General features: G+C 30.7%; 13 protein-coding genes and 1 tRNA gene. 7 read left to right on the top strand and 7 right to left on the bottom strand.

What is annotated here, in order from left to right:
• Positions 1 to 107 precede the first annotated feature (107 nt).
• The 3 genes from DU428_RS03000 to DU428_RS02990 form a co-directional block, all read right to left on the bottom strand.
• Positions 108 to 178: transfer RNA gene (locus DU428_RS03000), tRNA-Cys, on the bottom strand.
• A gap of 70 nt (positions 179 to 248) precedes the next feature.
• Positions 249 to 620 (bottom strand): dihydroneopterin aldolase, encoded by a 372-nt coding sequence (folB, locus tag DU428_RS02995; protein WP_072347796.1) that lies wholly within the window; start codon positions 618 to 620, stop codon positions 249 to 251.
• Positions 620 to 829, bottom strand: coding sequence for a zinc ribbon domain-containing protein (locus tag DU428_RS02990; protein WP_072347798.1), 210 nt, complete (start codon positions 827 to 829; stop codon positions 620 to 622). Before DU428_RS02990 ends, folB begins: the two co-directional genes overlap by 1 nt.
• Before the next feature lie 138 nt (positions 830 to 967).
• On the opposite strand from DU428_RS02990, the gene DU428_RS02985 reads away from it, so the two are divergent.
• The 4 genes from DU428_RS02985 (at position 968) to DU428_RS02970 (ending at position 5,037) form a co-directional block, all read left to right on the top strand.
• Positions 968 to 2,980, top strand: a complete 2,013-nt coding sequence (locus DU428_RS02985; RefSeq protein ID WP_113965774.1) for a glutamine--tRNA ligase/YqeY domain fusion protein — start codon at positions 968 to 970, stop codon at positions 2,978 to 2,980.
• A gap of 56 nt (positions 2,981 to 3,036) precedes the next feature.
• Positions 3,037 to 3,519: a DUF1761 domain-containing protein gene (locus DU428_RS02980; protein WP_072347802.1), complete on the top strand. Its 483-nt coding sequence runs from the start codon at positions 3,037 to 3,039 to the stop codon at positions 3,517 to 3,519.
• Between the two features lie 67 nt (positions 3,520 to 3,586).
• The gene (locus DU428_RS02975) at positions 3,587 to 4,744 is read left to right on the top strand and encodes a peptidogalycan biosysnthesis protein (RefSeq protein WP_165839140.1); all 1,158 of its coding nucleotides are present in this window, start codon (positions 3,587 to 3,589) and stop codon (positions 4,742 to 4,744) included.
• Positions 4,745 to 4,818: 74 nt separating this feature from the next.
• A complete protein-coding gene (locus DU428_RS02970) occupies positions 4,819 to 5,037 on the top strand; it encodes a hypothetical protein (RefSeq protein ID WP_072347806.1) in 219 nt (72 codons plus the stop codon).
• Positions 5,038 to 5,070: 33 nt separating this feature from the next.
• Here the strand turns inward: DU428_RS02970 and DU428_RS02965 are convergent, their stop codons facing one another.
• The 3 genes from DU428_RS02965 to DU428_RS02955 form a co-directional block, all read right to left on the bottom strand.
• On the bottom strand, positions 5,071 to 5,772 hold the full coding sequence (locus DU428_RS02965) for a hypothetical protein (RefSeq protein ID WP_072347808.1): 702 nt from the start codon (positions 5,770 to 5,772) through the stop codon (positions 5,071 to 5,073).
• 124 nt (positions 5,773 to 5,896) lie between these two features.
• Entirely contained in the window at positions 5,897 to 6,418 is a 522-nt protein-coding gene (locus DU428_RS02960; RefSeq protein ID WP_072348866.1) for a hypothetical protein, read from the bottom strand.
• Positions 6,411 to 7,358, bottom strand: a complete 948-nt coding sequence (locus DU428_RS02955; RefSeq protein WP_113965771.1) for an SPFH domain-containing protein — start codon at positions 7,356 to 7,358, stop codon at positions 6,411 to 6,413. Before DU428_RS02955 ends, DU428_RS02960 begins: the two co-directional genes overlap by 8 nt.
• 75 nt (positions 7,359 to 7,433) lie before the next feature.
• Here DU428_RS02955 and DU428_RS02950 point away from each other — a divergent pair, with 75 nt between their 5' ends.
• Complete coding sequence (locus tag DU428_RS02950; RefSeq protein WP_113965770.1) at positions 7,434 to 8,120, top strand: hypothetical protein; 687 nt, start codon at positions 7,434 to 7,436, stop codon at positions 8,118 to 8,120.
• Between the two features lie 55 nt (positions 8,121 to 8,175).
• Here the strand turns inward: DU428_RS02950 and gltX are convergent, their stop codons facing one another.
• Complete coding sequence (gene gltX, locus DU428_RS02945; protein WP_072347815.1) at positions 8,176 to 9,684, bottom strand: glutamate--tRNA ligase; 1,509 nt, start codon at positions 9,682 to 9,684, stop codon at positions 8,176 to 8,178.
• A gap of 277 nt (positions 9,685 to 9,961) precedes the next feature.
• Here gltX and DU428_RS02940 point away from each other — a divergent pair, with 277 nt between their 5' ends.
• Both DU428_RS02940 and ybeY read left to right on the top strand, forming a co-directional pair.
• The gene (locus DU428_RS02940) at positions 9,962 to 13,345 is read left to right on the top strand and encodes a DUF4175 family protein (RefSeq protein ID WP_165839139.1); all 3,384 of its coding nucleotides are present in this window, start codon (positions 9,962 to 9,964) and stop codon (positions 13,343 to 13,345) included.
• Positions 13,338 to 13,754: an rRNA maturation RNase YbeY gene (gene ybeY, locus DU428_RS02935; protein WP_072347819.1), complete on the top strand. Its 417-nt coding sequence runs from the start codon at positions 13,338 to 13,340 to the stop codon at positions 13,752 to 13,754. The genes DU428_RS02940 and ybeY overlap by 8 nt, the downstream gene beginning before the upstream one ends.
• The last annotated feature ends 99 nt before the right edge of the window (positions 13,755 to 13,853 follow it).

Below are 13,853 nucleotides of genomic sequence, written 5' to 3'. Positions count from 1 at the left end.
GGTGTCGAATAGATTTAAACCGCTGTAGATGGTGTTATATATTTAATCATAATTTTTCATAAAAATTAGAAATAAAAAAACCTCCAAGATTTACTTGAAGGTTTTTGAGGTGTCGAGCGGATTCGAACCGCTGTAGATGGTGTTGCAGACCACTGCCTAGCCACTCGGCCACGACACCTTATATTCTCAATTAAAAAAATCGCTTTATTTAACGAGAGGGCAAATATAAAAATAATTCTATTTTAACCCTACTTAGATGCAATTTTTCTTTTCTCTGTCATTTCTATAGTTACCATCTCCACATCTCCACCTATTGGAGGGTTAATTTTACTTACTGCAACAGTAGCTATAGTAATAAGTTTGTCTTCTGCAAAGATACGAGATAAAATACGTTTTGCAACTGTTTCTAGTAATCTAGAAGGTTTTGCCATTTCCTCTCTAACCACCTTATTTAAAAATACATAATCTACAGTATCTTTTAAATCATCTGTATTTGCACTTTTCTGTAAGTCGGCTTTCACTTTTAAATCTACACGATAATCACTACCAATTTTCGTCTCTTCGGTTAAGCAACCATGATTTGCAAAAACACGAATATTTTCAACTTTTATTATTCCCATTAGTTTGTAAAAAAATCAAAGATATTACTTATTGCGCTACTTTTAGTCTTAAAAAACTCCGTATAGGTACATTTTTTACATGTTACCGAGGTAAACTTCTTATTTTGAATATTAAACAACTTTGTAAAAAGTCCTCCCGTTGCTTGTATTTGATCTAATTCGTAGGTTGTATTTGCACATTTAGGACAGGTATAATTCATATTTCTCATCTTAAGTTTCCCTTTAGTTATACTTATAAGTAGAAGAAACAAAAACTTTGTTACAATTGTGTAGTATTTTCCGTAATTTTACAGCCTATTTTAAGCAGGTTATTCTTCACAGAAAAACCTTATAGATAAAAGAAATATATGTCTGAAGAAACTAAATCGCTCCACTTTATTGAGCATATTATAGAAGAAGATTTAAAAAACGGAATGCCTAAAGAGCATTTACGTTTTCGTTTTCCACCAGAACCAAATGGTTATTTACATATTGGTCATACAAAAGCCATCGGAATTAGTTTTGGTTTAGGTGAAAAATATAATGCACCTGTAAACCTTCGTTTTGACGATACAAACCCTTCAAAAGAAGAACAAGAATACGTAGATGCTATTAAGCGTGATATTTCTTGGTTAGGTTACCAATGGGCAAACGAATTATACTCATCAGATTATTTTCAACAGTTATATGATTGGGCTGTTTTAATGATTAAAGATGGAAAAGCCTATGTAGATTCTCAATCTAGCGAAGCTATGGCAGAGCAGAAGGGAACCCCAACTCAAGTAGGAACAAATAGTCCGTATAGAAATAGAAGCGTAGCCGAAAATCTAGATTTATTTGAGCGTATGAAAGATGGTGAATTCCCTGCTGGAACTCACGTACTTCGTGCTAAAATAGATATGGAAGATCCTAATATGCTTATGCGTGATCCTATCATGTACCGTGTTATGCATGCAAAACACCACAGAACTGGAAACGATTGGTGTATTTATCCAATGTACGATTGGACACATGGTGAAAGCGATTATTTAGAACAAATTTCACATTCTTTATGTTCTTTAGAATTTAAACCACACAGAAAACTGTATGATTGGTTTAAAGAGCAAGTATATACTTATGCTTCCAAAGAATATCCATTATTACCAAAACAACGTGAGTTTGCTCGTTTAAACTTAAGCTATACCATTATGAGTAAGCGTAAGCTACTTAAATTGGTAGAAGACGGCGTAGTTTCTGGTTGGGATGATCCTAGAATGCCAACAATTTCAGGATTAAGAAGAAGAGGTTATACACCAAATTCTATCAGACAGTTTATTAAAAAAGTAGGAGTAGCAAAACGTGAAAACGTGATTGATGTTTCTCTTTTAGAATTCTGTGTTCGTGAAGATTTAAATAAAACGGCACCTAGAATTATGGCTGTTCTAGATCCTATAAAAGTCGTAATTACTAATTACCCTGAAGATAAAGAAGAATGGTTTGAAGCTGAAAATAATCCAGAAGATGCTTCAGCTGGAACTAGAAAAGTTCCTTTTTCAAGAGAAATTTATATAGAAAAAGAAGATTTTAAAGAAGAAGCTGGTAGTAAGTTTTTTAGATTAAAACTAGGAGGTGAAGTTAGACTTAAAAACGCTTATATAATCAAAGCTGAAAGTGTTGTAAAAGATGCAAACGGAAACATAGAAGAAATTCACTGTACTTATATCGAAGATACTACTAAGAAAGTAAAAGGAACCTTGCATTGGGTTTCTATAAAACATGCTATTCAAGCTGAAGTTAGAGAATACGATAGGTTATTTTTAGATGCAGCTCCAGATAGTCATTCAGAAAAAGATTTTATGGAATTTATTAACCCTAATTCTTTAAAAATCGTGAATGCTTTTATTGAGCCAAGTCTAGCAGATGCGAAGCAAGGAGAGCAGTTTCAATTTCAACGTATAGGATATTTTAATGTAGATGATGATGCTACAGCTGAAAAATTAGTTTTTAATAAAACAGTTGGTTTACGTGATTCTTGGGCTAAAGCAAAACCAAAAGCTTCCGCTGGAACTTCTAATAAACAAGCAAAACCACAGCAACAAGCTCAAAAGAAAGCTATTAATGTGATTCAGCAGTTAGGTAAGAAATACACTAATCTTTCAGAAGAAAAACAACAAAAAGTAAGAGCTGAAATTTTAGAACTTGCTAAAGAGGTTACTTTTGAAGAATTAGAACCTCTTTTTGGAACAGCTGTTAAAAAGGCCGGAACTAGAATTGCTGCTATGCTTACTTTAAGTATTTTATTGAAAAACGGTTTAGAAAAAAACGAAGCGATAGACGATTTTATTAATAAAGCACTAGAAGATAAAAACGAAATATTAGTTGCTGAAGCACAAAACTTATAATAAAAAAACTATAATTTTTACGTACCTTTAAAAGACGAACTATAAAATAAATATATATGCAATTAATTAATCCATGGGCTATTCCTATAGCTGCTGTTTCCGCATTACTAATTGGCGCTTTCTGGTACAATCCTAAGGTTTTTGGAACTGTTTGGATGCGTGAATCTGGCATGACAGAAGAAAAAATAAAAGGAGGAAACATGGCAATAATTTTTGGTTTGTCTCTAGTTTTTTCAGCCCTATTAGCCTTTTTGTTAATGCAATTTACCAACCACCAGTTTGGTGCATTAGGTATGATAGGAGGGGATGCTACAAATTCTTTACCATCCTATGTTGCTTTTATGGAAGACTACGGTAGTGCTTTTAGAACTTTTAAACATGGTGCTTTACACGGTGCAATGTTTGGTGTTTTAGGTGCTTTACCAATTCTCGGTACCAATGCTTTATTCGAGCGTAAAAGCTTTAGATATATTTTTATAAACGCAGGATATTGGATTCTAACACTTACGGTAATGGGTGCACTTCTTTGCGGATTATAAAAGATTGTAATGATTTAATATATTAAAAGACTGAAAGTGTATATTTTCAGTCTTTTATTTTTTCTATTTGGTACACTTTAAACTTTTTAAGAATACAAATGAACTTCCAAATACTTGGGATGCACTTCCTACGTGTGATATTTTCTTAAAAAAAGCTTTTTTAAGCGCTTTAGAACAATCTTCTCCTGCAAACATATATAGTAACTATTTGTGTGTGTATAAAGCCGAAAAACTAGTCGGTATTGCGGTTATTCAACGTGTACAGATGTATACCGATGATATATTTCGAAATACCTCCTCAAATAATTTAAAATTTCTTGGTAAAAAACTTTTTGCAAAGATTGTAAAAGGAAATGCATTGATAATTGGAAACCTAATGCATACTGGCCAGCATGGTATATTTTTTCTTTCCGAAGAAATTTCTATGGAAGCGTATTTCAAACAATTAAGTCAAGCCATACATCAACTTAAAAAGGATATTAAAAAGCAATATCAGAAGAAGATTAGAATAATAGCATTTAAAGATTTCTTTGAAGAAGATCCAATTCACACAAATACAGCATTTTTTAAAAAGGAAAACTTGTATAAAGTCCAAGTGCAACCAAATATGCTTTTTTCAATTCCAAAGCAATGGACTAGCACAGAAGATTATATTGCAGCTTTCAATAAAAAATATAGAGATAGGTACAAAAGAGCCAGAAAGAAAGCCTATTTGATTCAAACAAGGGAATTAGATTTAGAATCTATAAAGAAGCAATCTAAGATACTTTATACTCTTTATGAGAATGTATCTGATAATGCAGGGGTAAATTCCTTTAAACTTGCTCCAAATCATTTTTATAAGTTAAAAGAATACTTAAATGAAGACTTCAAGGTTTTTGGTTGTTTTTTAAAGGAAGAGTTAATTGGTTTTTATACCTTGATTTTAAATGATAACACGATAGAAACCTATTTTTTAGGATATAAGCAAGATTTACAGCAGGAACACCAGCTATATTTAAATATGCTTTACCAAATGACCATTTATGGTATTGAAAATAATTTTGAAAGTATTGTTTTTGCAAGAACAGCTATGGAAATTAAAAGTTCTATTGGAGCAAAACCGCATGTAATGCACGTTTATTTAAAGCATACAAATAACTTTATTGGCAATACTTTTTTAAAACTTTTAGTTAAATATTTGAATCCTATTAGAGATTGGCAAGAACGTCATCCTTTTAAATAATCTAATAGTATAATAATTTTGAAAATTGAATATAATTTATTAACTTAAATTGTTGATTTTAAATGTATTGAATTATGAAAACACAACAAAAATTATTAACTAAGATTTCTGAACTTTTACTAGATATTCAGAATAATCATCATGAATTGTATGTGCATTTAGATGAAAATCCTATTGCTATACCTACACTACATCAGTCTACTGTAGATAAAAAATGTTTAGAAGATTATTTATCCAGTCTTAAAACAGTATTTAAGAAATATATTAATAAGCAAAAAAAAAGCTCCAAGTAAGAACTTGGAGCTTTTTTAGTATTTAACAGGTATTTATAGAGTATTTATATAATTAAATAGCTCTATTAAACCTTCTTCTTTGTTTGTTTTTATTCTATTTTTCTTCATAAACTTCTCTACTTTATCTTTCTTTTCAGAATCTAAATTAAGAGCGTATACCAAGTCCTTTTTTCTTTTAGGAACTTCTGTAACATAAATTTGATCTTTTAATAAGAAGTAATATTTATCTTTTTCTCTTTTAAATTCAGCTGGTCTAGCACTATCATAACTATTTGTTGCTAGTTTTTCATCATGAAATTTAATGATTTCCTTCTTTAAAAGTTTTATATCATCATCATTTAAAACTACGAAATAGCCGTTTCTATTAGAGTTGTTTTCGTTTTTATAATAAAAAACACGATACTTTTTATTAGATATTAAAAAGGTAACTTCTAAGTTTGTATCACGAGAAAGGTTATAAGCTTTTCCGTCTTTCACTAAAATTTCCATAGCATCTGCTGCTGCATTAAAACGTGCGCTAAAAGTTTCCCCTTCTATTTTATTTATAGAAATTACAGAATAATCTTCATTAAGATATGGTGTACCTTTATAGGTTTCGTTAATTATAACAGGAGATGTTTCAATTAAGCCTGCGCCTCTACCAGCAACATCTCCACCAGTATCAATTAGCATACTCTGCGATGTAACCAAACTAGGTGAAATTAATAATATAAATAATCCAAAAATTCTTAACATAATTGTACTGTGTTTTTTAATTTGTAATAAATTTAAGATACAATTTCGTATCTATACAAACAAATATAACTTGAAAATGAGTTTATTTGATTTTTTGTTACGTTTTTTAACTGTTAAATAACTACTATTCTTTAATTTCTTCAGTTTCTACTACGTCTTTCGGAATCTCCAATTTGGTTTTAAATCCTGGAAATAAAGTATCAGCAAGCTCTTTATTATTCATTTTATCTGCTTCAATAAAATACCAAATACTATCTTTTGCATTATAAAAACCCATTAAGTAACTAGTAGCTTTTACTCTTAGATTAGGTAATTTCATTTGGTTATAGCCTTTTACAAGACACCTGTATTCGTCTTGTTCAAAAACTACATCTGAAACACTTAGTATTTCGGCTTTTTCATAAACTATTCCTTTAGAACGAAGCTCTTTAAAAGATGCTTTAATTATTTCTGAAGCATTTTCATTCCCACCCATAAGGTTTATAAGATATGGATGGGTATGTTTTAAAACTGTTTTATAATCTTCAGAAATGGTAGCCTCACTTGTTGTTTTGGCGTTTCTTAAAGCTAATTCTTTCAATATTTCTTTGTTTTGGGCAATGCTTATTCCGCTACACAAAAACAATAGGAGGAAAATTTTATTCATTGTTAGCTCCCTTGTTGCTATCTTTCTTTTTCTTAGCATCTTTCATTGCTTCACCAATTTGATTACTTGCTGTAAAACTTGCAACCATATCATTTAGCATTTGGCTTCCTGCCTGTGGTGAATTTGGTAATAAGATTAAGTTAGAGTTCGTTTCACTTCCAATAGCCTGTAAGGTATCGTAATGTTGCGTAACAACAATTAACGCTGAAGCTTCTTGGCTATTAATACCTACACGGTTTAATACATCTACAGACTCTTCTAAACCTCTTGCAATTTCACGACGTTGATCGGCGATACCTTGTCCTTGTAGTCGCTTGCTTTCTGCTTCAGCTTTTGCTTTTTCAACAATTAAAATACGTTGTGCATCTCCTTCATATTGCGCTGCTGTTTTTTCTCTATCGGCAGCATTAATACGGTTCATCGCTATTTTTACTTGAGGATCTGGATCAATATCTGTTACTAAAGTTCTAATAATATCAAAACCATAATCCATCATAGCGTCGTTTAACTCACTTTTTACAGCTACTGCAATATCATCTTTCTTCACAAAAACATCATCTAATTTCATTTTTGGAACTTCGGCACGTACCACATCAAAAACATATGAGGTGATTTGCTCATGCGGATAATCTAATTTGTAAAAAGCATCGTAAACTTTTTCTGTAACTACCTTATACTGTACAGAAACTTTTAGTTTCACAAATACATCATCTAAGGTTTTTGTTTCCACAATTACATCTAATTGTTGAATTTTTAAACTTAATCTACCAGCAACACGGTCTATTAACGGAATTTTCATCTGTAAACCAGAATGACGAATACTGTTAAATCTACCGAAACGTTCAATAATTGCTGCGGTTTGCTGTTTCACCATGAAAAAGGATGATGCTAAAATGATTAATCCGAAGAATATTAACGGAATTAAAATAAATTGTCCCATAAAATTGATTTTTATTAGTTAAAAGGTTAAAATTTTAAAAATAAACTATATTTGTTTGATACTTAAACATAATTTATGAATTTAAAACAATATATCCTATTAGTAGCATGTACTATAGGTTTTGTTACAATTAATTTTGCTCAACATAGACAAGTACCTATAAAAAATGGTTTAGGACTTCACGGTGGACTCACGCAATTCGATATAATTACAGATAATTTTGAGACTCAAAAAGGAAATGGTTTTGTAGTAGGAGGGTCGGCTACGGTAGATTTAACCCATAAATGGTATAACGTAAGTTATAGTATTCAACTTTCTGAAAATACTATTGGTATTGCCGCAAGACCTACACTTGTTTCTCCTACTAGTGAGTATATAGATTATAAATTATTTGCTGCACAAATTACTTTACAAGCGCACATAAAGCTTATAGGTAGTTATTTGACATTAGATGTTGGACCAATGCTACAATACAATGGCGAATTAGAACTAAAAGACGATAAGTATAAAAACTATATTATTACTAATTATAATAATCTTCTTGCAGAAGAAATTAGTGATATTTCAAAATTTAATATTGATGGAGCAGTAGGTTTATCTGCAGGACTTAGTCACTTTAGAATTAAAGCTCAATATATTTATGGCTTTACAAATATGCTAAGCAAATTAAATAAGAATGATTTAGATACTTCTGGAAATAAGGATAGTAAGTTTAACGGAAATCAATCTATGTTTGCTATTAGCGCAATGATTACTTTTTAGTAACTATTTATATAAACATAAAAAAAGCGAGCTTATTTAGCTCGCTTTTTTGTTTTTACATAGCTGTTGCTAAGTTTTTTATTCGTTCTATCGATTGGTTTTTACCAATCATATACATAATATCAAATACATCTGGACCTTGTAGTGCACCAACTAAAGCTAGTCGTAATGGCATCATTACTTTACCAAAACCAATTTCTTTACTTGTTATCCATGATTTTACAGTAGTAGTAAGATTTTCTACTTCAAAATCGTCTACTGTGTTTATAATATTTGAAAGTTCACTCAGTAATTCGCGAGTATCTTCTTTCATTGCCTTTTTATATGCTTTTTCATCATAGCTCTCTGGAGCTTGAAAAAAGTAATGGCTTAAATCCCAAAAATCACTAACAAAAGTTGCACGTTCTTTAACTAAACCTACCACTAATGAAATATAATTTACATCAATATCTTTTAAGTTTTCGTGCTTTTGTTTAAATAATGCTGCTAAGTCATCATTATCTTGCTCTTGCATATATTGATGATTAAACCATTTTATTTTATCTGGATCAAATCTTGCTCCAGCTTTATTAACACGTTTCAAATCGAATGCTTCAACCAATTCCTTAAGGCTAAATATTTCTTGCTCTGTACCTGGATTCCATCCTAAAAAGGCAAGGAAATTAATCATAGCGTCTGCAAAATAACCATCTTCTTTATAACCTCTAGAAACCTCTCCATCTGGTGAATTCCATTCTAATGGAAATACAGGGAATCCTAATTTATCTCCGTCACGCTTACTTAATTTACCTTTTCCTGTAGGTTTTAAAATTAGTGGTAAATGTGCAAATTCAGGAGCTTCCCAACCAAAAGCTTTATATAATAAATAGTGTAGTGCTAAACTTGGTAACCATTCTTCACCACGTATAACATGCGTGATTTCCATTAAATGGTCATCTACAATGTTTGCTAAATGATAAGTTGGCATACCGTCACTCTTAAAAAGCACCTTATCATCAAGAATATTAGTGTCTATGCTAATATTACCTCTAATAATATCATTTAGGTGTAAAGTTTCATCTTGAGGAGATTTAAAACGAATTACATAATCTTCTCCTGCATCTAATTTTGCTTGAACTTCTTCAGCAGATAGAGATAAAGAGTTATTTAGTTTTAAACGATTATGCCAATTGTAAATAAAGGTCTTTTTCTTTGCTTCATGATCTTTTCTGTGCGCATTTAATTCCTCTGCAGTATCAAAAGCATAATATGCATTACCAGAAGCGATTAATTGATCTGCATATTGTTTGTAAATTTCCTTACGCTCACTTTGTCTGTATGGTCCAAATTTTTCGTTTTTATTTGGCCCTTCATCAAAAGGAATATTACACCAATTTAAAGCATCAATAATATATTTTTCAGCGCCTTCTACATAACGGTTTTGGTCTGTATCTTCAACACGTAATACAAAGGTTCCGTTGTGTTTTTTAGCAAATAAATAATTGAATAGAGCCGTACGAACTCCTCCTATGTGTAATGGTCCTGTTGGACTTGGTGCAAAACGCACTCTAACGTTCTTGGTCATTGTGTTTGTCTTTTGAAGCTGCAAAGATAGATTTTTTGAAATTCATAACAGATTATTAAAGTTCAAAAGTTTGTTAAATGAAGTTGGCTTATTGGTTACTATTATTACATACATAGCTAAGTATTTCCTTTTTGTTTCCTTTGTAGTTATTCGTTTTTAATCTTCTTTGAAAAGAAAAAAACGTAGCATGATTGTGTTAGCTAATTAACAGAATGTTATATATTTTACTAGCTTATGCTAAAAAATAAAATTGTAGTTTTATAGGTTAAATAGTTTCATGTTGCAGAATTTTAAAAACATACAAGCAAAATTAGAAGCGTTTATTAGAAGATATTACACTAATGAACTCATAAAAGGTAGTATTCTATTTTTTAGTATCGGTTTGTTGTATTTTTTATTTACCCTTCTAATCGAACATTTTTTATGGTTAAGTCCAATAGGAAGAACCATTTTATTTTGGCTTTTTGTTGCGGTTGAAGCTTTGTTATTTATCCAATTTATTGCTTTGTCTTTTTCTAAATTAATAAAGCTTCAAAAAGGAATAGATTACGAAGATGCTTCTAGAATTATTGGTGAGCATTTCCCAGAAGTAAATGATAAACTTCTTAATGTTATTCAACTACAACAATCTGCATCCCAATCGGAACTTCTTCTTGCTAGTATTGAACAAAAGTCTATTGAATTAAAGCTAATTCCGTTTAAACTTGCTATAAATTTTAAAAAGAACATCAAGTATTTAAAATATGCTGTAATTCCAGTTCTTATTTTGCTTTTAGCTTCGGTTTCTGGAAGATTCAACCTTTTTAGTGATAGTTATGAACGTGTGGTAAATTATAAAACTGCTTATGAGCCACCTGCTCCGTTTCAGTTTTATGTTTTAAATGAAAACCTACAAGCAACCGAAAACAAAGACTTCAAATTAATTATTAAAGCTGCAGGAGAGGTGCTTCCAGAAAATGCACAAATTACTTATAATAACGAAACTTATTTATTACAACAAAAAGCTATTGGTGATTATGAGTATGTAATAAGTAAACCAAAACAAGATATTACATTTCAACTTTCGGCAAATAAAGTGACTTCAAAATCTTACACTATAAAAGTTATTGAAGCACCAACACTTTTGTATTTTGATATGGTTTTAAACTATCCAAGCCATACAAAAATGCAAGATGAAATTTTAAAAAGTACTGGTAACGCTGTTGTTCCACAAGGAACCAAAATTACTTGGAAATTACATACAAAAGCAACAGAGCGAGTTCGTTTGTATACTGCAGATACTTTAGAGTTTCAAACTAATTCTAAAGGTGTTTTTGAAGCTTCTAAGCGCGTTTATAAGAATTTAAAGTATCAACTTACAACTAGTAATAAAAACCTAAAAGATTACGAGAAATTAGCCTTTAATATAGATGTTATTAAAGATGAATACCCAGAGCTAAATTTAAAAATGCAAGTAGATAGTTTAGATCAGCAAAGTTTGTATTTCTACGGACAAGTTAGTGATGATTACGGATTATCTAAACTTCAAATGGTTTATTATCCAACGGAAGATGAAAAGAATAAAACCGTTAAAAATATACCTATCAACAATGCAAATGTAGCCGATTTTATTAGCGCCTTCCCGGATAATCTAGAACTAAAAGAAGGTGTAAGCTATGAATTATATTTTCAAATATTTGATAATGATGAGATTAATAAATATAAAAGCACCAAAAGTGAGATCTTTTCTTATATTAAATTGACTAAAGATGAAGAAGAACAAAAGCAGTTACAAGAACAAAAGGAAACTATAAAAGATCTAAACGAAACCTTAGAAAATTTTAAAGAACGCGAAAAAGAACTGCAAGAACTTTCAAAAACACAGAAAGAAAAAGCTACACTTAATTTTAATGATAAACGTAAATTAGATAATTTCTTAAAGCGCCAAAAGCAGCAAGAAGAAATGATGAAAAACTTCAATAAGCAGTTAAAAGAAAACTTAGAAGAATTTCAGAAAGAAAATGAAGAATTAGACACTTTTAAAGAAGATTTAAAAGAGCGATTAAAAGAAAATGAAGAGCAGCTCAAAAAAGATGAAAAACTTCTAGAGGAGCTTGAAAAACTACAAGAAAAAATAGATAAGGAAGAATTAAGTGAGAAACTTGAAGAGCTTTCTAAGCAAAATAAAAGTCAGAAGCGAAGTTTAGAACAACTATTAGAACTTACTAAAAAATACTATGTAGCTAAAAAATTAGAAAAACTTCAACAAGAATTAGAAAAATTAGCCGAAAAGCAAGAGAAACTTTCTGAGGAATCTCCTAAAAATAACACTAAAGAAAAGCAAGACGAGCTCAATAAAGAATTTGAAGAATTCCAAAAGGAAATGGATGCTTTAGAAAAGGAAAATCTAGAATTAAGGCAGCCAGAAAAAATTGATCGTGACCTTAAAGGGGAGGAAAAAGTTAAGGAGGATCAACAAGAGGCATCTGATAAATTAGAAGAGAAAAAGGAACAGGAAGAACAAGAAAAAACTTCCGATAGTCAAAAATCAGCTAAGCAAAAACAAAAACAAGCAGCTGAAAAGATGAAGGAAATGAGCAAGAAAATGCAAGCAGCTATGTCTGCTTCTTCTGGAGAGAGAATTGCTGAAGATGTGACTATGCTTCGTCAAATCCTGGATAATTTATTACTATTTTCTTTCGATCAAGAGTCTTTAATGGATCAATTTCAAAATATAGAAATCAATCATAATAAATACGCTTCTCACTTACGTAAGCAACACCATTTAAGAGAGCATTTCTCACATATTGATGATAGTCTATTCGCTTTATCTATAAGGCAACCTAAGATTTCTGAACGAGTGAATAAAGAAATTCATGAAGTTTTTTATAATATAGATAAATCCTTAGGTGAATTCTCAGAAAATCAAATATATAAAGGTGTTTCTAGACAACAATATGTAATTACCTCTGCCAATAATCTTGCAGATTTTTTAAGTAATATTCTTGAAAATATGCAAATGCAAATGAGTGGTCAGGGTAGTGGTGGAGAAGGACAACCTAAGCCAGGTCAAGGACAAGGTGATGGCGGACTACCAGATATTATAAAAAGTCAAGAAGAACTTGCAAAAGAAATGCAAGAAGGTATGAAAAAAGGCGACAAAGGTAAAAAGGAAGGTGAAGATGGAGAAAAAGGTAAAGACGGAGAATCTGGTAAAGAAAATGGAGAAGGTGGCTCTAAGCAGGGTGAGGGAGAAGGTAATAGTGAGCAAATGAATGGTGAAATTTACAGAATCTATCAGCAACAACAGCAATTACGTCAAGCGCTTCAAGATATGTTGAATAAAAAAGGCTTAAATGGTGCAGGAAACAATCTTCTAAAGGAAATGGAACAGATAGAATTAGATTTATTAAACAAAGGCTTTACAAATAAAACTTTAGAAAAAATGATGCATCTAAAACATGAATTACTAAAATTAGAAGAAGCTGTTTTAGAGCAAGGACAAGAAGAAAAAAGAGAAGCACAAACAAATAAAAAACAATTCGATAATAAAACTAAAAGCCAAATACCTACCGCAAAACAATATTTTAATACTACTGAAATATTAAACAGACAAAGTTTACCTTTGCAACCTATTTATAAAAAGAAAGTACAAGAGTATTTTAAACAAAAGGATGATTAGTTTTAACTACGAAAACAATTTTAATTTAGAAAACGAAGAAGTTTTATCGTCATGGATTTCTTCTGTAATTATAGCTGAAGAATGTAAAGAAGGGGATATTAATTATATCTTCTGTGATGATGATTATCTACATAAATTAAATGTAGAATTTTTAAATCATGATACCCTTACAGATATTATTAGCTTCGATTATTCTGTAGGAAAAATTGTACAAGGTGATATTTTTATTTCCACCGAAAGAGTAGAAGACAATGCAAAAGATTTTGAAGTACCCTTTTCTGAAGAACTTCAAAGAGTACTTGTTCATGGTGTTTTGCACTACTGCGGTTATAAAGATAAAACAGAAGAAGAAGCTAAGTTGATGCGTGAAAAGGAAAACTTCTATCTAAATCAACTTTCTTCTAATTAGAAGATTCCTTGTATATTTGCACGATTTTTTAATCGTGAAAAAGTCAATGTTCCACGTGGAACAATTATGTTTTTCTGAATTTATTATAGCTCAGAAAGA

This window comes from Oceanihabitans sediminis (assembly GCF_003337215.1).
GTDB lineage: Bacteria > Bacteroidota > Bacteroidia > Flavobacteriales > Flavobacteriaceae > Oceanihabitans > Oceanihabitans sediminis.
Note: the sequence above shows the minus strand (reverse complement) of the source record. Positions and strands in the feature narration are given on the sequence as shown.

Bases quoted from the DNA above. Each gene is read 5' to 3' on its own strand.
- folB (WP_072347796.1), bottom strand. From the start codon at position 620: ATGGGAATAATAAAAGTTGAAAATATTCGTGTTTTTGCAAATCATGGT.
- DU428_RS02990 (WP_072347798.1), bottom strand. From the start codon at position 829: ATGAGAAATATGAATTATACCTGTCCTAAATGTGCAAATACAACCTAC.
- DU428_RS02985 (WP_113965774.1), top strand. From the start codon at position 968: ATGTCTGAAGAAACTAAATCGCTCCACTTTATTGAGCATATTATAGAA.
- DU428_RS02980 (WP_072347802.1), top strand. From the start codon at position 3,037: ATGCAATTAATTAATCCATGGGCTATTCCTATAGCTGCTGTTTCCGCA.
- DU428_RS02970 (WP_072347806.1), top strand. From the start codon at position 4,819: ATGAAAACACAACAAAAATTATTAACTAAGATTTCTGAACTTTTACTA.
- DU428_RS02965 (WP_072347808.1), bottom strand. From the start codon at position 5,772: ATGTTAAGAATTTTTGGATTATTTATATTATTAATTTCACCTAGTTTG.
- DU428_RS02960 (WP_072348866.1), bottom strand. From the start codon at position 6,418: ATGAATAAAATTTTCCTCCTATTGTTTTTGTGTAGCGGAATAAGCATT.
- DU428_RS02955 (WP_113965771.1), bottom strand. From the start codon at position 7,358: ATGGGACAATTTATTTTAATTCCGTTAATATTCTTCGGATTAATCATT.
- DU428_RS02950 (WP_113965770.1), top strand. From the start codon at position 7,434: ATGAATTTAAAACAATATATCCTATTAGTAGCATGTACTATAGGTTTT.
- gltX (WP_072347815.1), bottom strand. From the start codon at position 9,684: ATGACCAAGAACGTTAGAGTGCGTTTTGCACCAAGTCCAACAGGACCA.
- DU428_RS02940 (WP_165839139.1), top strand. From the start codon at position 9,962: ATGTTGCAGAATTTTAAAAACATACAAGCAAAATTAGAAGCGTTTATT.
- ybeY (WP_072347819.1), top strand. From the start codon at position 13,338: ATGATTAGTTTTAACTACGAAAACAATTTTAATTTAGAAAACGAAGAA.